The organism is Pseudomonas sp. S3(2024) (assembly GCF_036861315.1).
In the GTDB taxonomy this organism is placed as follows: domain Bacteria; phylum Pseudomonadota; class Gammaproteobacteria; order Pseudomonadales; family Pseudomonadaceae; genus Aquipseudomonas; species Aquipseudomonas putida_A.
Genome location: NZ_JAZAQQ010000003.1, coordinates 22,234 through 38,961, shown reverse-complemented (window position 1 = coordinate 38,961; position 16,728 = coordinate 22,234). Strand labels below are relative to the sequence as shown.

17 protein-coding genes are annotated in these 16,728 nt (G+C 62.1%); 9 read left to right on the top strand and 8 right to left on the bottom strand.

Translation table 11 applies throughout. The features are described 5' to 3' along the window. Together glyS and glyQ are read right to left on the bottom strand one after the other, a co-directional pair. Nucleotides 1–2,055 (bottom strand): glycine--tRNA ligase subunit beta, encoded by a 2,055-nt coding sequence (gene glyS / locus VLA07_RS09395; RefSeq protein ID WP_103367979.1) that lies wholly within the window; start codon nucleotides 2,053–2,055, stop codon nucleotides 1–3. Continuing rightward, nucleotides 2,052–3,005, bottom strand: coding sequence for a glycine--tRNA ligase subunit alpha (gene glyQ / locus VLA07_RS09390; protein WP_003187265.1), 954 nt, complete (start codon nucleotides 3,003–3,005; stop codon nucleotides 2,052–2,054). The genes glyS and glyQ overlap by 4 nt, the downstream gene beginning before the upstream one ends. Nucleotides 3,006–3,086: 81 nt before the next feature. Between glyQ and VLA07_RS09385 the strand changes: the two genes are divergently transcribed. The 3 genes from VLA07_RS09385 to VLA07_RS09375 all read left to right on the top strand — a co-directional run bounded on the left by VLA07_RS09385 (nucleotide 3,087) and on the right by VLA07_RS09375 (nucleotide 4,917). Continuing rightward, on the top strand, nucleotides 3,087–3,644 hold the full coding sequence (locus VLA07_RS09385) for a DNA-3-methyladenine glycosylase I (RefSeq protein ID WP_027610277.1): 558 nt from the start codon (nucleotides 3,087–3,089) through the stop codon (nucleotides 3,642–3,644). Nucleotides 3,645–3,684: 40 nt separating this feature from the next. After that, nucleotides 3,685–4,572: a lysophospholipid acyltransferase gene (locus VLA07_RS09380; RefSeq protein ID WP_333989100.1), complete on the top strand. Its 888-nt coding sequence runs from the start codon at nucleotides 3,685–3,687 to the stop codon at nucleotides 4,570–4,572. Between the two features lie 105 nt (nucleotides 4,573–4,677). After that, a complete protein-coding gene (locus VLA07_RS09375; protein ID WP_007960749.1) occupies nucleotides 4,678–4,917 on the top strand; it encodes a PilZ domain-containing protein in 240 nt (79 codons plus the stop codon). A 1-nt stretch (nucleotide 4,918) separates the two neighbouring features. Here the strand turns inward: VLA07_RS09375 and VLA07_RS09370 are convergent, their stop codons facing one another. The 5 genes from VLA07_RS09370 to def form a co-directional block, all read right to left on the bottom strand. Continuing rightward, a complete protein-coding gene (locus VLA07_RS09370; protein WP_027610275.1) occupies nucleotides 4,919–5,233 on the bottom strand; it encodes a tetratricopeptide repeat protein in 315 nt (104 codons plus the stop codon). 152 nt (nucleotides 5,234–5,385) lie between these two features. Further along, the gene (gene trkA / locus VLA07_RS09365; protein WP_333989099.1) at nucleotides 5,386–6,762 is read right to left on the bottom strand and encodes a Trk system potassium transporter TrkA; all 1,377 of its coding nucleotides are present in this window, start codon (nucleotides 6,760–6,762) and stop codon (nucleotides 5,386–5,388) included. Between the two features lie 22 nt (nucleotides 6,763–6,784). After that, a complete protein-coding gene (rsmB, locus tag VLA07_RS09360) occupies nucleotides 6,785–8,095 on the bottom strand; it encodes a 16S rRNA (cytosine(967)-C(5))-methyltransferase RsmB (protein WP_333989097.1) in 1,311 nt (436 codons plus the stop codon). Beyond that, entirely contained in the window at nucleotides 8,092–9,051 is a 960-nt protein-coding gene (fmt, locus tag VLA07_RS09355) for a methionyl-tRNA formyltransferase (protein ID WP_333989096.1), read from the bottom strand. Before fmt ends, rsmB begins: the two co-directional genes overlap by 4 nt. A gap of 57 nt (nucleotides 9,052–9,108) precedes the next feature. Next, a complete protein-coding gene (gene def, locus VLA07_RS09350; protein WP_027610272.1) occupies nucleotides 9,109–9,615 on the bottom strand; it encodes a peptide deformylase in 507 nt (168 codons plus the stop codon). A 159-nt stretch (nucleotides 9,616–9,774) separates the two neighbouring features. Between def and VLA07_RS09345 the strand changes: the two genes are divergently transcribed. The 4 genes from VLA07_RS09345 (at nucleotide 9,775) to VLA07_RS09330 (ending at nucleotide 13,505) form a co-directional block, all read left to right on the top strand. Next, entirely contained in the window at nucleotides 9,775–10,800 is a 1,026-nt protein-coding gene (locus VLA07_RS09345) for a LysM peptidoglycan-binding domain-containing protein (RefSeq protein ID WP_139055031.1), read from the top strand. 82 nt (nucleotides 10,801–10,882) lie between these two features. After that, nucleotides 10,883–11,980: a DNA-processing protein DprA gene (dprA, locus tag VLA07_RS09340; RefSeq protein WP_247269467.1), complete on the top strand. Its 1,098-nt coding sequence runs from the start codon at nucleotides 10,883–10,885 to the stop codon at nucleotides 11,978–11,980. 55 nt (nucleotides 11,981–12,035) lie between these two features. Next, complete coding sequence (locus VLA07_RS09335; protein WP_007962683.1) at nucleotides 12,036–12,593, top strand: L-threonylcarbamoyladenylate synthase; 558 nt, start codon at nucleotides 12,036–12,038, stop codon at nucleotides 12,591–12,593. A 240-nt stretch (nucleotides 12,594–12,833) separates the two neighbouring features. Further along, nucleotides 12,834–13,505 (top strand): hypothetical protein, encoded by a 672-nt coding sequence (locus tag VLA07_RS09330; RefSeq protein ID WP_098966436.1) that lies wholly within the window; start codon nucleotides 12,834–12,836, stop codon nucleotides 13,503–13,505. A 65-nt stretch (nucleotides 13,506–13,570) separates the two neighbouring features. Here the strand turns inward: VLA07_RS09330 and VLA07_RS09325 are convergent, their stop codons facing one another. Continuing rightward, nucleotides 13,571–14,548 (bottom strand): NADPH:quinone reductase, encoded by a 978-nt coding sequence (locus tag VLA07_RS09325; RefSeq protein ID WP_095139775.1) that lies wholly within the window; start codon nucleotides 14,546–14,548, stop codon nucleotides 13,571–13,573. 163 nt (nucleotides 14,549–14,711) lie between these two features. On the opposite strand from VLA07_RS09325, the gene hemF reads away from it, so the two are divergent. Further along, on the top strand, nucleotides 14,712–15,626 hold the full coding sequence (gene hemF, locus VLA07_RS09320) for an oxygen-dependent coproporphyrinogen oxidase (RefSeq protein WP_333989095.1): 915 nt from the start codon (nucleotides 14,712–14,714) through the stop codon (nucleotides 15,624–15,626). Nucleotides 15,627–15,635: 9 nt separating this feature from the next. Continuing rightward, nucleotides 15,636–16,457, top strand: a complete 822-nt coding sequence (gene aroE / locus VLA07_RS09315) for a shikimate dehydrogenase (protein WP_333989094.1) — start codon at nucleotides 15,636–15,638, stop codon at nucleotides 16,455–16,457. Nucleotides 16,458–16,728: the final 271 nt, after the last annotated feature.

Below are 16,728 nucleotides of genomic sequence, written 5' to 3'. Positions count from 1 at the left end.
TCAACCCAGCAGCGAAATGTCGGCAACCCCGAGGAACAGACCACGCAGACGCGCGAGCAGCGCGTAGCGGTTGGCCCGGACCTTGGCGTCTTCGGCATTGACCATCACCGCGTCGAAGAACGCATCCACCGGCTCGCGCAATGCCGCCAGACGCGCCAGCGATTCGTTGTACTGACGCGCTGCGGCCATTGGCTGCACCGCCTGATCCGCTTGCTGAATCGCCGAGTACAGCGAGAACTCGTTGGCGTTGTCGAAGTACTTGGCCTCGACCACGGTCGGCACCGAGCCTTCAACCTTGCTCAACAGGTTCGATACACGCTTGTTGACCGCCGCCAGCGCTGCCGCTTCCGGCAGTTTGCGGAAGGCCTGAACCGCTTGCACACGCTGGTCGAAGTCCAGCGCCGAACCCGGCTTCAGGGCACGTACCGACAGGTAAGTGGCGACATCGACGCCTTCGTCTTCGTAACGCGCACGCAGACGGTCGAAGATGAATTCCAGCACCGCGTCGTTCAGACCGGCAGCCTTGACCTTGGTACCGAACGCAGCCACGGCGAAAGCCACGGCGTCGTTCAGGTCCAGATCCAGTTGTTTCTCGATCAGGATGCGCAGCACGCCGAGGGCCGCACGGCGCAGGGCATACGGGTCTTTGCTGCCGGTCGGCAGCATGCCGATACCGAAGATGCCGACCAGGGTGTCGAGCTTGTCGGCGATCGCTACAGCGGCACCGGTCAAGGTCGCCGGCAGTTCAGCACCGGCACCGCGTGGCATGTACTGCTCGTTCAGCGCCAGCGCGACATCTTCCGGCTCGCCGTCATTGAGCGCGTAGTAGTAACCGGCGACACCTTGCATCTCCGGGAACTCGCCGACCATTTCGGTGGCCAGGTCGCACTTCGACAGCAGGCCGGCACGGGCCGCCCAGGAAGCGTTGCCGCCGATTCGCGCGGCAATGTAGGCCGCCAGTTTCGAAACGCGCTCGGCCTTGTCGTAGACGCTGCCGAGTTTTTCCTGGAACACCACGTTCTTCAGGCGATCATTGAAGGCTTCGAGTTTCTGCTTCTTGTCTTGCTTGAAGAAGAACTCGGCGTCGGTCAGGCGTGGGCGAACCACTTTCTCGTTACCGGCGATGATCTGCTGTGGATCTTTGCTTTCGATGTTGGCGACGGTGATGAACCGTGGCAGCAACTTGCCGTCGGCATCCAGCAGGCAGAAGTACTTCTGGTTGTCCTGCATGGTGGTGATCAGTGCTTCCTGCGGCACGTCGAGGAAGCGCTCCTCGAACGAGCACACCAGCGGCACCGGCCATTCGACCAGCGCGGTCACTTCATCGAGCAGCGCCGGCGGCACGATCGCGGTGCCTTCCTGACGGGTCGCCAGTTCTTCGGTGCGCTTGCTGATGATCTCGCGACGCTCGTTGGCATCGGCCAGCACGTAGGCGGCACGCAGGTCGGCCAAGTAGCTCGACGGCGAACCGATGCGCACGCTTTCCGGGTGATGGAAACGGTGACCACGGGAGTCGCGGCCAGCCTTCTGCGCGAGGATGGTGCAGTCGATGACCTGGTCACCGAGCAGCATCACCAGCCACTGGGTCGGACGCACGAACTCTTCCTTGCGCGCACCCCAACGCATGCGTTTCGGGATCGGCAGGTCGTTCAGCGAATCTTCGACGATGGTCGGCAGCAGGCTTGCGGTTGGCTTGCCGGCGATGTTCTGGCTGTAACGCAGTTTCGGGCCGCTCTGGTCGATTTCGCTCAGCTCGACGCCGCACTTCTTGGCGAAGCCCAGGGCTGCCTGAGTCGGGTTGCCTTCAGCGTCGAAGGCGGCCTGACGTGGCGGGCCATCCAGGTTGATGCTGCGATCCGGTTGCTGGGTCGCCAGCGCCGTGATCAGCACCGCCAGACGACGCGGTGCGGCGTAGACGGTTTTGCTTTCGTAGCTCAGGCCGGCAGCTTGCAGGCCCTTGTCGATACCGGCGAGGAACGCTTCAGCCAGGGTGTTCAGGGCTTTTGGCGGCAGTTCTTCGGTGCCCAGTTCAACCAGAAAATCTTGAGCACTCATTGTGCAGCCTCCAGCTTGGCCAGTACTTCGTCACGCAGGTCCGGGGTCGCCATCGGGAAGCCCAGCTTGGCGCGGGCCAGCAGGTAGGCTTGCGCAACGGAACGCGCCAGGGTGCGTACGCGCAGGATGTATTGCTGACGCGCGGTCACCGAGATCGCCCGGCGCGCGTCCAGCAGGTTGAAGGTGTGCGAGGCCTTCAGGACCATTTCGTAGCTTGGCAACGGCAGCGGCTGGTCGAGTTCGATCAGGCGCTTGGCTTCGCTTTCATAGAAATCGAACAGTTCGAACAGTTTGTCGACGTTGGCGTGTTCGAAGTTGTAGGTGGACTGCTCCACTTCGTTCTGGTGGAACACGTCGCCGTAGGTCACCTTGCCGAACGGGCCGTCAGCCCAGACCAGGTCGTAGACCGAATCCACGCCCTGCAGGTACATGGCCAGACGCTCCAGACCGTAGGTGATTTCACCGGTGACCGGGTAGCACTCGATGCCGCCGGCCTGCTGGAAATAAGTGAACTGGGTCACTTCCATGCCGTTGAGCCAGACTTCCCAGCCCAGACCCCAGGCGCCCAGCGTTGGCGATTCCCAGTTGTCTTCGACGAAGCGGATGTCGTGGACCAGCGGGTCCAGGCCGACATGCTTGAGCGAGCCCAGGTACAGTTCCTGGAAGTTGTCCGGGTTCGGTTTCAGCACGACCTGGAACTGATAGTAGTGCTGCAGACGGTTCGGGTTTTCCCCGTAGCGGCCGTCAGTCGGACGACGGCTTGGCTGCACATACGCGGCGTTCCAGGTTTCCGGGCCGATGGCGCGCAGGAAGGTCGCGGTGTGGAAAGTGCCGGCGCCTACTTCCATATCGTAGGGCTGAAGTACCACACAACCTTGCTCGGCCCAGTATTGCTGGAGCGCGAGGATCAAGTCTTGGAAGGTACGCACGGCTGGCGTAGGCTGGCTCACGAAATTCACCTGTTTCTTGGGCTGCGATTTAAAGAGCGGGAGTATACCCGATTCGTTGCTGCGCACGCCCCCTGGAGCCTTATGCCACGCTGCTTTTGGTGTACCGAAGATCCGCTGTACATGGCTTATCACGATCAGGAGTGGGGCACGCCGCTACGCGATGCGCAGGGTTTGTTCGAGTTGCTTTTGCTCGAAGGGTTCCAGGCCGGGCTGTCGTGGATCACCGTGCTGCGTAAACGCGAGCGCTACCGCGAGGTGTTGTACGGCTTCGACGTGCAGCGCGTGGCGCAGATGAGCGACGCCGAGATCGATGAACTGATGCTCGATCCGGGGATCATCCGCAACCGCCTCAAACTCAATGCCGCCCGACGCAATGCCCAGGCCTGGCTGGCGCTGGAGGATCCGGTGGCCTTCCTCTGGTCGTTCGTCGGCGATCGACCGATCATCAATCATTTCAAGGATCGCAGCGAAGTCCCGGCGATCACCCCCGAAGCGCTGGCGATGAGCAAAGCCCTGAAAAAGGCCGGCTTCACCTTCGTTGGCCCAACCATTTGCTACGCACTGATGCAGGCTTCGGGCATGGTCATGGATCACACTCAGGACTGCGACCGCTACGCGCAGCTGGTCAACGGCGGTTAGAATGGCCGCCTCGCGCACAGCAGAAAATCAGGAGTGACCTGTGGAAAAGTTTAAAGGCGCCTTGCTGGTAGGCGCTCTGCGGCTGTTTGCCCTGCTGCCATGGCGGGCCGTGCAGGCCGTGGGTTCGGCGATCGGCTGGATCATGTGGAAAACCCCCAACCGTTCCCGCGACGTGGTGCGGATCAACCTCGCCAAATGTTTTCCACAAATGGACTCGGCCGAGCGCGAGCGCCTGGTCGGCCAGAGCCTCAAAGACATCGGCAAGTCCCTGACCGAAAGTGCCTGCGCCTGGATCTGGCCGGCCCAGCGTTCCATCGATCTGGTGCGCGAAGTCGAAGGCCTCGACATCCTCAAGGATGCGCTGGCCTCGGGCAAAGGCGTGGTCGGCATCACCAGCCACCTGGGCAACTGGGAAGTGCTCAACCACTTCTATTGCAGCCAGTGCAAACCGATCATTTTCTACCGCCCGCCAAAGCTCAAGGCTGTGGATGAATTACTGCGCAAGCAACGCGTGCAGCTGGGCAACAAGGTCGCTGCCTCCACCAAGGAAGGCATCCTCAGCGTTATCAAGGAAGTGCGCAAAGGTGGTGCAGTGGGCATTCCGGCTGACCCGGAACCGGCCGAATCCGCGGGGATCTTCGTACCGTTCTTCGCCACCCAGGCGCTGACCAGTAAATTCGTGCCGAACATGCTCGCCGGCGGCAAAGCGGTCGGCGTGTTCCTGCACGCCCTGCGCCTGCCGGACGGCTCCGGCTACAAAGTGATCCTCGAAGCGGCGCCCGAGGCCATGTACAGCACCGATACCGAGGAATCCTGCGCAGCGATGAGCAAAGTCGTTGAACGCTACGTTGCCGCGTATCCAAGCCAATACATGTGGAGCATGAAGCGCTTCAAGAAACGTCCGCCGGGCGAAGCGCGCTGGTACTGAACAAGTTGGCACACTCTGTGGATAACCTGTAGGAACGCCGAAGGCTGTGATCTTTTGATCTTGCTTGAGGTTATCCACAACCCGTTCATTCAAGGGCGCATAAAGATGTCCGAACAACGCAAATCCTTCCGCATCAAGATCACCCACGACAGCTTCGGCGAATGCCTCGGGCAGACGCGCAATCTGTCGGCCACCGGCGTGTATGTGCAGCATCCGCGCCTGGCGTCATTGCCCAAGGGTGCGGTGGTTTATGGCCAGGTGCAGGATTTACCCACAGGCGCGCCGCGGGTGCGAATGGAAGTGGTGACGGTGGATGCCGAGGGCATCGGCCTGCGTTATCTCTAAATTATTGCGCCTGGCGGTCGAGCTTCTTCAGAAACACCGTCATTTCCTTCTCGGCCTGCTTGTCGCCATGGGCGCGGGCGGCTTCCAGACCTTGTTCCCACGCCTGCCGTGCGGCCGCGTGATCGCCGAGTGCGAGTTGCGCTTTGCCCAATAGCTTCCACGCCGCCGAGTACTTCGGGTCGAAACCGACACAGCGCTGGAAATGCTCGGCTGCCTTGGCGTTCTCTCCCAAATCCAGATAACCCTTGCCCAGGCCAAAGCGCAGCAATGAGTTATCCACACCCTTGGCGAGCATTTTTTCCAGGGATTCGAGCATTGATGCAGTCCTTTTCTGTGGAGTGTCAGGCGTAGATCGGTGTCAGTTACACCGCTTTCGCGAGCAAGCCCGCTCCCACATTTGGAATGCATTCCCCCTGTGGGAGCGGGCTTGCTCGCGAAGAGGCCATTACAACCGTCGATATTTCTGGATCAGAAGAAGCTCAAACCCACATGAAACAGCTTCTCCACATCGCGAATATGCTTTTTATCCACAAGGAACAGAATCACATGGTCGCCGGTTTCGATCACCGTATCGTCGTGGGCGATGATCACTTCTTCGTTGCGGATGATCGCGCCAATCGTGCTGCCCGGTGGCAAGCCGATTTTGTCGATCGGCCGGCCGATGACCTTGCTCGACTTCGCATCCCCGTGGGCAATCGCCTCGATGGCTTCCGCCGCGCCCCGGCGCAATGAGTGCACGCTGACGATATCGCCCCGCCGTACGTGAGCCAGCAAGGTGCCGATGGTCGCCAGTTGCGGGCTGATAGCGATGTCGATGTCGCCGCCTTGGATCAGGTCGACGTAAGCCGGGTTGTTGATGATCGTCATCACCTTCTTCGCCCCCAGCCGTTTGGCCAGCAGCGACGACATGATGTTGGCTTCGTCATCGTTGGTCAGGGCGAGGAAGATGTCGGCGTCGGCAATGTTCTCTTCCAGCAGCAGATCACGGTCCGACGCGCTGCCCTGCAGCACCACGGTGCTGTCGAGGGTGTCGGAGAGATAGCGGCAGCGCGCCGGGCTCATCTCGATGATTTTCACCTGGTAGCGGCTCTCGATGGCCTCGGCCAGGCGCTCGCCGATCTGCCCGCCACCGGCAATCACGATGCGCTTGTAGGTTTCGTCGAGACGGCGCATTTCGCTCATCACCGCGCGAATATTCTCACGGGCGGCGATGAAGAAGACTTCGTCATCGGCCTCGATCACCGTATCGCCCTGCGGCAGGATCGGCCGGTCGCGGCGGAAAATCGCCGCGACACGCGTCTCGACATTCGGCATGTGCTCGCGCAACTGGCGCAATTGCTGACCCACCAGCGGCCCGCCGTAATAGGCGCGCACTGCGACAAGCTGCGCCTGGCCTTCGGCGAAGTCGATCACTTGCAGCGCGCCCGGATGCTGGATCAGGCGCTTGATGTAGTTGGTCACCACCTGCTCGGGGCTGATCAGCACGTCGACCGGAATCGCTTCGTTCTGGAACAGCTGTTCTTCGCGGTTCAGATAAGACGCTTCGCGCACCCGGGCGATTTTGGTCGGGGTGTGGAACAGGGTGTGCGCGACCTGGCAGGCGACCATGTTGGTCTCGTCGCTGTTGGTCACCGCCACCAGCATATCGGCATCGTCGGCGCCGGCCTGACGCAGCACCGACGGCAGCGAGCCGCGGCCCTGAATGGTGCGGATGTCGAGACGGTCGCCGAGGTCGCGCAGGCGTTCGCCATCGGTGTCGACCACGGTGATGTCGTTGGCTTCGCTCGCCAGGTGTTCAGCCAGCGAACCGCCGACCTGTCCCGCACCGAGGATGATGATTTTCATCCAGTCACTCCGTTGAATCCGTTTAGCCGCGCGCGGCAGCGATCTTGATCAGCTTGGCGTAGTAGAACCCGTCATGCCCGCCCTGCTGGGCCAGCAATTGGCGACCATGGGGCTGTTTGATCCCGGCCGTGGTGGCCAGGTCGAGTTCGCGGGCACCGGGCGTACGCTCAAGGAACGCGGCAATGACTTCGGTGTTCTCGGTCGGCAAGGTCGAGCAAGTGGCGTAGAGCAGGATGCCGCCGACTTCGAGGGTTTTCCACAGGGCGTCGAGCAGCTCGCCTTGCAGTTGCGCGAGGGCAGCGATGTCGTCCGGCTGACGGGTCAGCTTGATGTCCGGATGGCGGCGGATCACGCCGGTGGCCGAGCACGGCGCGTCGAGCAGGATGCGCTGGAACGGCTTGCCGTCCCACCATGCTGCGGTGTCGCGGCCGTCGGCAGCGATCAGGTCGGCGCTCAGGCCCAGCCGCTCAAGGTTTTCCTTCACCCGCACCAGCCGCTTGGCTTCCAGGTCCACTGCCACCACGCCGGCCAGCGCCGGTTCGGCTTCGAGGATGTGGCAGGTCTTGCCGCCCGGCGCGCAACACGCATCGAGCACGCGCTGACCCGGCGCCAGATCGAGCAGATCGGCGGCCAGTTGCGCGGCTTCGTCCTGCACACTGATCCAGCCTTCGGCAAAACCCGGCAGGCTGCGCACGTCGGTGGCGGCGTCGAGGACGATGCCGTCGCGGCTGTAAACGCACGGCGTGGCGGCGATGCCGGCCTCGCTGAGCAAGCCGAGGTAGGCGTCGCGGCTGTGATAGCGGCGGTTGACCCGCAGGATCATCGGCGGGTGCGCGTTATTCGCCGCGCAGATCGCTTCCCATTGTTCCGGCCAGAAGGCTTTCAGGGATTTCTGCAGCCAGCGCGGGTGGGCGGTGCGCACCACCGGATCGCGCTCCAGCTCGGCAAAAATCGTCTCGCTTTCGCGCTGGGCATTGCGCAGCACGGCGTTGAGCAGACCCTTGGCCCACGGCTTTTTCAGCTTGTCGGCGCAACCGACGGTTTCGCCGATGGCCGCGTGCGGCGGCACGCGGGTGTAGAGCAGTTGATAGAGACCGACCAGCAGCAATGCCTCGACATCGGCATCGGCAGCCTTGAACGGTTTCTGCAAAAGTTTTTCCGCCAGCGCCGACAGCCGTGGCTGCCAGCGCGCGGTGCCGAACGCCAGATCCTGGGTGAAGCCGCGATCACGGTCCTCGACCTTGTCCAGTTGCGTCGGCAGGGAGCTGTTGAGCGAAGCCTTGCCGCTGAGCACGGCGGCGAGTGCCTTGGCGGCGGCCAGACGCGGGTTCATTGCGCGGCCACCATGGCGCCGAGCACGGTGCCGACAGCGAATTTCTCGCGACGGCTGTTGAACAGGTCGCTGAAGTTCAGCGCCTTGCCGCCGGGCAGTTGCAGGCGGGTCAGGCACAGCGCCTGTTCACCGCAGGCGACGATCAGGCCGTCCTTGCTGGCGCTGAGGATTTCACCCGGAGCGCCTTTGCCGTCAGCCAGCGTCGCGGCCAATACCTTCAGCGCTTCGCCTTTGAGGGTGCTGTGGGTAATCGGCCATGGATTGAAGGCGCGTACCAGACGCTCCAGCTCGACCGCCGGACGGCTCCATTCGAGGCGCGCTTCGTCCTTGTTCAGTTTGTGGGCGTAGGTGGCGAGCTCGTCGTTCTGCACTTCGCCTTCGAGGGTTCCAGCGGCCAGGCCGGCAATTGCCTGAACCACGGCGGGCGGACCCATTTCGGCGAGGCGGTCGTGCAGCGTGCCGCCCGTGTCGTCGGCGCAGATCGGGGTCACGACCTTGAGCAGCATCGGCCCGGTGTCGAGGCCGGCTTCCATGCGCATCACGGTCACGCCGCTTTCGGCATCACCGTGTTCCACGGCGCGCTGGATCGGCGCCGCACCGCGCCAGCGCGGCAACAGCGAGGCGTGGCTGTTGATGCAGCCCAGACGCGGAATATCCAGCACCGCTTGCGGCAGGATCAGGCCGTAGGCGACCACCACCAGCAAGTCCGGTTTCAGCGCGGCGAGCTCGGCTTGAGCATCGGCGTTGCGCAGGGTCGGCGGCTGCAACACCTGGATATTATTTTCCAGGGCCAACTGTTTGACCGGGCTCGGCATCAGTTTTTGCCCGCGACCGGCCGGACGATCCGGTTGGGTGTAGACCGCAACGATCTCGTAAGGGCTGTTCAGCAGAGCCTTGAGGTGCTCGGCGGCGAATTCCGGGGTGCCGGCAAAAACGATGCGCAATGGCTCAGTCATGAAGGGAATCTCATAAAAAGAAAAAGGCTTGCCGCAGCAAGCCTTTGAAGGAGGGCATCAAGCGTTCTGGCGATGCAGCTTTTCCAGTTTCTTCTTGATCCGGTCGCGTTTGAGCGTGGACAGGTAATCGACGAACAACTTGCCGTTGAGGTGGTCGCATTCGTGCTGGATGCACACCGCGAGCAGGCCTTCGGCGATCAGTTCGTAAGGCTGGCCGTCGCGGTCCAGTGCCTTGATTTTGACCTTCTGCGGGCGGTCGACGTTTTCGTAGAAACCCGGCACCGACAGGCAGCCTTCCTGGTACTGATCCATCTCGTCAGTCAGCGATTCGAACTCGGGGTTGATGAACACCCGGGGTTCGGTGCGGTCTTCGGAAAGGTCCATCACGACGATACGTTTGTGCACGTTGACCTGGGTCGCGGCGAGGCCGATGCCCGGCGCTTCATACATTGTTTCAAACATGTCATCGACCAACTGACGCACTTCGTCGTCCACTACTGCCACAGGCTTGGCGATAGTACGCAGACGCGGGTCCGGAAATTCGAGGATGTTTAAAATGGCCATAGGCTGATTGCTGCACGTATTGAGTAAAGTCGGGTCGATGGCCTGGCAGGTCCGAAGATGCAGGCTACCGTTGTGAAGCGTAGCTAATGCAATTTGCAGTAGCGAGCCACGGGGGCTCTGACGGTTCACGCGAACGCACATGATAAAGGGATTCGCTGCATGAGGAAAACACTACTCGCCCTGCTGCTTCTGGCTTCGGCCGCGGCTGCGCAAGGGCAAGTGCAACTCAGGGATGGTTTTCCACAGCAATACACGGTGGTTTCGGGAGACACCCTCTGGGACATTTCCGGCAAATACCTGCGCGAGCCCTGGCAATGGCCACAGCTGTGGCGGGCCAATCCGCAAATTGAAAACCCCAACCTGATCTACCCCGGCGACACGCTGACGCTCCGTTACGTCAACGGCCAGCCGCAACTGACCCTCAATCGCGGCGAGTCACGGGGCACCATCAAGCTGTCGCCACGCATCCGCACCAGCCCGGTGGCCGAGGCGATTCCGAGCATTCCGCTGAAATCGATCAACAGTTTCCTGCTGAGCAACCGCATCGTCGACAAGGTCGAGGACTTCGACAAGGCGCCGTACATCGTCGCCGGCGATGCCGAACGCGTGCTCAGCGGCACCGGCGACCGGATCTTTGCTCGCGGCCACTTCGACCCGAATCAGCCGGTGTACGGCATCTTCCGCCAGGGCAAGGTCTACACCGACCCGCAGACCAAGGAATTCCTCGGGATCAACGCCGACGACATCGGCGGCGGTGAAATCGTCGCCACCGAGGGCGACGTCGCCACCCTCGCCCTGCAACGCACCACCCAGGAAGTACGTCTGGGCGATCGTCTGTTCAGCGGCGAAGAGCGCTCGATCAATTCGACTTTCATGCCCAGCGCCCCGAGCACCAACATCAACGGCCTGATCATCGACGTGCCGCGCGGCGTCACGCAGATCGGCGTGATGGACGTGGTCACCCTGAACAAAGGCAAGCGCGACGGTCTGGCCGAAGGCAATGTGCTGGTGGTGATGAAAACCGGGGAAACCGTGCGCGACCGGGTCACCGGCCAGCCGCTGAAAATTCCCGATGAACGGGCCGGTCTGCTGATGGTGTTCCGCACCTACGACAAGCTCAGTTACGGCCTCGTACTCAACGCATCGCGCTCGCTGGCGGTGCTCGACAAGGTGCGAAATCCTTAGCAGGCTTAACAAGTTACCAACAGAGTTATCCACAGCTTGTTCCGAATGGTTCGGGACTTATAACGATCAAGGATGATCCACGATGCTGTCTGCCTGTACGCCGGTTTCCCCTGCGGAACTGGAAGCGCGTTTGCGCCTGCACCGCTTGCCGGAAATCGGTCCGAAACGTTTTGCCAAACTGCTTGAAGCCTTCGGCTCGGCGTCAAAAGCCCTGAGCGCGCCGGCCAGTGCCTGGCGAGCGCTGGGTCTGCCAGCGGCGTCGGCCGAGGCCCGGCGCAACCCTGAAGTGCGCGACGGCGCCAGCCATGCATTGCGCTGGCTAGAGCGGCCCGGCCAGCATCTATTGATGTTGGACCAGGCGGATTATCCGGCGCTGCTGGCGCAGATCCCTGACCCGCCACCGCTGTTGTTCGTCGCCGGTGATCCGCTGATTCTGGAAAAACCGCAACTGGCGATGGTCGGCAGTCGCAGTGCTTCACGTCCGGGAATGGACACCGCCGCCGCGTTTTCCCGCAGCCTCGCCGGGGCCGGTTTCGTCATCACCAGTGGCTTGGCGCTGGGTATCGATGCGGCTGCGCATCAAGCGGCTCTGGATGTCGGCGGGCAAACCGTCGGCGTACTCGGCACCGGCCTGGAAAAGTTTTATCCACAGCGCAATCGTCGACTGGCCGACGCGATGATTGCCTCGGGCAGCGCAGTGGTTTCTGAGTTTCCACTGGACGCCGGGCCGACGGCGAGCAACTTCCCCAGACGCAACCGGATCATCAGCGGTTTGTCCCTCGGTGTGCTGGTGGTCGAGGCGAGTGTCGCCAGCGGTTCACTGATCACCGCTCGGCTGGCGGCGGAACAGGGCCGCGAGGTGTATGCGATTCCCGGCTCGATCCATCACCCCGGCGCACGCGGTTGCCATCAGTTGATCCGCGACGGCGCGGTGCTGGTGGAAACCATCGAACACATTCTCGAAGCCCTGCGCGGCTGGCAGCATTTGCCGTTATCCACAGACCCGCCGGATTCCGCGCATCCCTTGCTTGATCTGCTGCACGCCGCGCCGCACACCAGCGAAGCCTTGGTCGAAAGCAGCGGCTGGGCGTTGCCCAAAGTCCTCGCGGCGCTCACCGAGCTGGAAATGGACGGCCGCGCAGTGTGTGAAAACGGTCGCTGGCTGGCGAGGACACGCTAGGTTTTACAGGGAAGATCGGTAAACTGCGCAAAACCTGTTTTCGGAGAGTTTTTTCATGGTCAACAGTTGGCGTGTGCAACAAGCCGCACGAGAGATTCGCGCCGGGGCGGTGATTGCCTATCCAACCGAAGCCGTCTGGGGGCTGGGTTGCGACCCGTGGAACGAAGAGGCAGTGGATCGTCTGTTGGCGATCAAGAACCGTTCGGTGGACAAGGGCCTGATCCTGGTCGCCGACAACATCCGCCAGTTCGACTTCCTGTTCGAAGACTTCCCGCAAGAGTGGATTGACCGCATGGCCAGCACCTGGCCGGGGCCGAACACTTGGCTGGTGCCGCATCAGAACCTGTTGCCGGAATGGGTGACGGGCGTGCATGACACGGTGGCGCTGCGTGTCAGCGATCACCCGCAGGTGCGGGATCTGTGCTCGATGGTCGGGCCGCTGATTTCCACCTCGGCCAACCCGCAGGGGCGGCCGGCGGCGCGCACGCGGTTGCGCGTCGAGCAGTATTTCCGTGGGCAGATCGACCTGATCCTTGGCGGGCAGCTGGGTGGGCGCAAGAACCCCAGCGTGATCCGCGATCTGGCAACCGGCAAGGTCATTCGTCCCGACTGATCCTGCGTCGAAAACCTTTACCGTGAGTCTTCCTCGCCTTGATGGCGAGGAAGACTACGCGTGCCTGCGAATTATCCTGCAATGACGCCGGTTTCCCTGTCGGAAAATTCGCCAAGTCCCCGGATTCATTGGCTTTTCCCACTTGATTATCAGACTTTCTGGCGTGGCGGAATCGGCAAAAGCAACCATCCTTTCCCTGCACTCGAAACACTTCGATAAGTTAAGGTCTGCGGAGAAAGAATGGACACTACCAATTTGCAACTCACGGATTACCTGCAGGCGCTTCAGGTGACGTTGAAGAGTCACCATGAGGGTTGTCGCATCGTGATGCTTGAGGCAGGGGCGGATACTCAGGAGTTCGACCGGTTTATCGATCGGCAATTTCGGCTTCGGTTGCAGCATTACATGCTGACTTCACGGGCGCGGATGCTCGAAACCAGGCTGGCGATAAAGTCGCGCAGTACCCATTTCCTGCTGTATCGGCACGATCAACTGTTGGCGGTATTGAGAGCGACTCCGGCACCGTTCGAGTGGGTATCGCTGGCGCAGCAACACGTTTCACCCACGGTGGCGCTGTCGCGCCATGTCGAATTCAGCCGATTGATGTCGTACACGCCCAATCAGTTGCCCATCGCGGTCAACGGTCTGCTGGCGGCCGCTACCGAGTGGGCCATTAAATGCGGTTATAACGGGGTAACCGCGTTGTGCAGATCGCAACAGCTGCGCTTCTACCAGCGTTTCGGCCTGATGCCGATCGCCTCCAATGCCCTGCATATCGACCAGCGCGCACGCGGCGATTACTGGGTGTTGTCAGCCGAGTGGCGGCAAATTCTCGCGGCGGTCCAACCGCCTGATCCGGCGGTTGGCCACGTGGTGCAGAAACCGTTGGAGTGTCATCTGCCGAGGTGTTGAACGCGTTCGAACTGACTTGCCAGCCGTGGGTTTGCAACCCTGACTGGCAAGACGCCGAAGGTTTGTCAGGGCAGCAGGATGGTGGAGCCGGTGGTGCGCCGTGCCGACAATTCGGTCTGCGCCTTCGCCGCATCAGCCAGTGGATAGCGCTGGCTGATGTCGACCTTGAGCTTGCCGCTGATGATCATCTCGAACAGCTCGTCGGCCATGCGCTGCAGGTTCTCGGCGTTATTGGCGTAGGTCGCCAGGGTCGGGCGGGTCACGTACAGCGAGCCCTTGGCCGAAAGAATCCCCAGATTTACCCCGTCCACCGCACCGGAGGCGTTGCCGAAACTCACCACCAGCCCACGCGGCGAAACGCTGTCGAGCGAGGTCAGCCAGGTGTCTTTGCCGACGCCGTCGTACACCACCGGGACTTTCTTGCCATCGGTCAGCTCCAGCACCCGCTGTGCCACGTTTTCGTGGCTGTAATCGATGGTTGCCCAGGCACCGTTGGCCTTTGCCAGTTCGGCTTTTTCCTTGGAGCTGACCGTACCGATCAGCTTCACGCCCAGTGCCTTGGCCCATTGGCAGGCCAATGAACCGACACCCCCGGCAGCGGCGTGGAACAGAATGGTTTCGCCACCCTTGAGTTCATAGGTCTGGCGCAGCAGGTACTGCACGGTGAGGCCCTTGAGCATGACCCCGGCTGCGGTTTCGAAGCTGATCTCGTCCGGCAGTTTCACCAGATTGGCTTCGGGCAGGGTGTGCAACTGGCTGTAGGCGCCCAACGGGCCGCTGCCATATGCCACGCGATCACCGACCTTGAACCGGGTGACGTCGCTGCCCACCGCATCGACGATGCCGGCGCCTTCAGCGCCGAGGCCGGACGGCAAGGCTGGCGGGGCATACAGACCGCTGCGGTAATAGGTATCGATGAAGTTCAGGCCGATCGCCTTGTTCGCCACCCGCACCTGATTCGGGCCGGGCGCGGCGGGTTCGTAGTCAACAAACTCGAGCACTTCGGGACCGCCGTGGGCGCGGAACTGGATACGCTTTGCCATCTGCCTGCTCTCCTTGGGTCGTTTGTAAGCCCCCTATCCAACTCCCCTGCTTGATCTTCGTCAACTGCGGCGCGCAGGTTTGCGGTGTTATGCTACGCGCCCATTTGCGCCGCCCCCTGCCTGCGGGGCGCCCGCGTAGTTATGCCCGATTCAAGGTGAAGCCATGACGACCCGCACCGACGCCGTAAAGGCCTATCTGCTCGACCTGCAAGACCGCATCTGCGCCGCGCTGGAAACCGAGGACGGCGGCACGCGCTTCGTCGAAGACGCCTGGACCCGGCCTGCCGGTGGTGGCGGTCGTACCCGTGTGATCGAGAACGGTGCGGTGATCGAAAAGGGCGGCGTCAACTTTTCCCACGTGTTCGGCAGCGGGCTGCCGCCGTCGGCCAGCGCCCATCGCCCGGAACTGGCCGGTCGCGGTTTCGAAGCCCTCGGCGTGTCGCTGGTGATCCATCCGCACAACCCGCATGTGCCGACGTCCCACGCAAACGTGCGCTTTTTCATCGCCGAGAAGGAAGGTGAAGAGCCGGTCTGGTGGTTCGGCGGCGGCTTCGACCTGACCCCCTATTACGGCAACGAGGAAGACTGCATCCACTGGCACCGCGTCGCCGAACAGGCCTGCGCGCCTTTCGGGCCGGACGTCTATCCGCGTTACAAGGCCTGGTGCGACACCTATTTCCACATCAAGCATCGGCATGAACCGCGTGGCATCGGCGGCCTGTTTTTCGATGACCTGAACGAGTGGGACTTCGACACCAGTTTCGCCTTCATGCGCGCCATCGGTGATGCCTACATCGACGCTTACCTGCCCATCGTGCAGCGCCGCAAGAATGATGTGTTCACTGCGAAACAGCGTGAATTCCAGGAATTCCGCCGTGGCCGCTACGTCGAGTTCAACCTGGTCTACGACCGAGGCACCCTGTTCGGCCTGCAATCGGGCGGGCGTACCGAGTCGATCCTCATGTCGTTGCCGCCGCAAGTGCGCTGGGCCTATGACTTCAAGGCCGAGCCCGGCAGCGAAGAAGCGCGCCTGACCGACTACTTCCTGCAAGACCGCGACTGGCTGGCCCAGGCCTGAGGACTGCTGATGGATCGTTACGTCGTTTTCGGTAACCCGATCGGTCACAGCAAGTCGCCGATGATTCACAAACTGTTCGCCGAGCAGACCGGTCAGCGCCTCGACTACAGCACCCTGCTGGCGCCGCTCGACGACTTCAGCGCCTGCGCCATGGCGTTCTTCCAGGACGGTCGTGGCGCCAACGTTACTGTGCCGTTCAAGGAAGAAGCCTTTCGCCTGGCCAACAGCCTGACCGCTCGCGCGCAGCGCGCTGGTGCGGTGAACACCTTGAGCAAACTGGTCGACGGTTCGCTGCTCGGCGACAACACCGACGGCGCCGGTCTGGTACGCGACCTGACGGTGAATGCCGGGTTCAGCCTGATCGGCAAACGCATCCTGCTGCTCGGCGCTGGTGGCGCGGTGCGTGGTGCGCTGGAGCCGTTGCTGGCGGAGAAGCCGGCGTCGGTGATTATCGCCAACCGCACGGTGGACAAGGCCGAGCTGCTGGCCGAGCTGTTCTGTGATCTGGGGCCGGTGTCGGCCAGTGGTTTCGACTGGTTGCAGGAGCCGGTGGACGTGATCATCAACGCCACCTCCGCCAGCCTCACCGGTGACGTGCCGCCGATTGCCGCGAGCCTGATCGAGCCGGGCCAGACCCTGTGCTACGACATGATGTACGGCAAGGAGCCGACTGCGTTCTGCCGCTGGGCCAGCGAGCATGGCGCGGCAGTGTCGATGGATGGTCTGGGGATGCTGGCTGAACAGGCGGCCGAGGCGTTTTTCCTGTGGCGTGGGGTGCGTCCGGATACGGCGCCGGTACTGGCCGAACTACGCCGCCAGTTGGCCCTTTAAAAGCTTCGCGAGCAAGCCCGCTTGTGTCTGAGTAAGGGAATAAACTCTGGGGTGAGAGGGGTGGATGGCAAGCTGTGAGTCCGCGGTGCTTGAAGCACGAGTGGGAGCAAAGCTGCCATCCACCTTTCTACTCTGGCCCATAAGCCCGAACAGTTGGACGAGCGCCACTCGAATCACAAGCGTGGGCAAAGCCAGAGCACTCTCACTTCTGAGTGTAAGAGGGTTTTGCCATGATTTCCTGGGTCGGCATCGATATCTCCAAATCCAATCT

Excerpts from the sequence above, each read along its gene's own strand:
- VLA07_RS09335 (WP_007962683.1), top strand. The coding sequence starts at position 12,036 with ATGGTCAACAGTTGGCGTGTGCAACAAGCCGCACGAGAGATTCGCGCC.
- rsmB (WP_333989097.1), bottom strand. The coding sequence starts at position 8,095 with ATGAACCCGCGTCTGGCCGCCGCCAAGGCACTCGCCGCCGTGCTCAGC.
- VLA07_RS09385 (WP_027610277.1), top strand. The coding sequence starts at position 3,087 with ATGCCACGCTGCTTTTGGTGTACCGAAGATCCGCTGTACATGGCTTAT.
- VLA07_RS09375 (WP_007960749.1), top strand. The coding sequence starts at position 4,678 with ATGTCCGAACAACGCAAATCCTTCCGCATCAAGATCACCCACGACAGC.
- trkA (WP_333989099.1), bottom strand. The coding sequence starts at position 6,762 with ATGAAAATCATCATCCTCGGTGCGGGACAGGTCGGCGGTTCGCTGGCT.
- hemF (WP_333989095.1), top strand. The coding sequence starts at position 14,712 with ATGACGACCCGCACCGACGCCGTAAAGGCCTATCTGCTCGACCTGCAA.
- def (WP_027610272.1), bottom strand. The coding sequence starts at position 9,615 with ATGGCCATTTTAAACATCCTCGAATTTCCGGACCCGCGTCTGCGTACT.
- aroE (WP_333989094.1), top strand. The coding sequence starts at position 15,636 with ATGGATCGTTACGTCGTTTTCGGTAACCCGATCGGTCACAGCAAGTCG.
- fmt (WP_333989096.1), bottom strand. The coding sequence starts at position 9,051 with ATGACTGAGCCATTGCGCATCGTTTTTGCCGGCACCCCGGAATTCGCC.
- VLA07_RS09325 (WP_095139775.1), bottom strand. The coding sequence starts at position 14,548 with ATGGCAAAGCGTATCCAGTTCCGCGCCCACGGCGGTCCCGAAGTGCTC.
- VLA07_RS09330 (WP_098966436.1), top strand. The coding sequence starts at position 12,834 with ATGGACACTACCAATTTGCAACTCACGGATTACCTGCAGGCGCTTCAG.
- glyS (WP_103367979.1), bottom strand. The coding sequence starts at position 2,055 with ATGAGTGCTCAAGATTTTCTGGTTGAACTGGGCACCGAAGAACTGCCG.
- VLA07_RS09345 (WP_139055031.1), top strand. The coding sequence starts at position 9,775 with ATGAGGAAAACACTACTCGCCCTGCTGCTTCTGGCTTCGGCCGCGGCT.
- VLA07_RS09370 (WP_027610275.1), bottom strand. The coding sequence starts at position 5,233 with ATGCTCGAATCCCTGGAAAAAATGCTCGCCAAGGGTGTGGATAACTCA.
- dprA (WP_247269467.1), top strand. The coding sequence starts at position 10,883 with ATGCTGTCTGCCTGTACGCCGGTTTCCCCTGCGGAACTGGAAGCGCGT.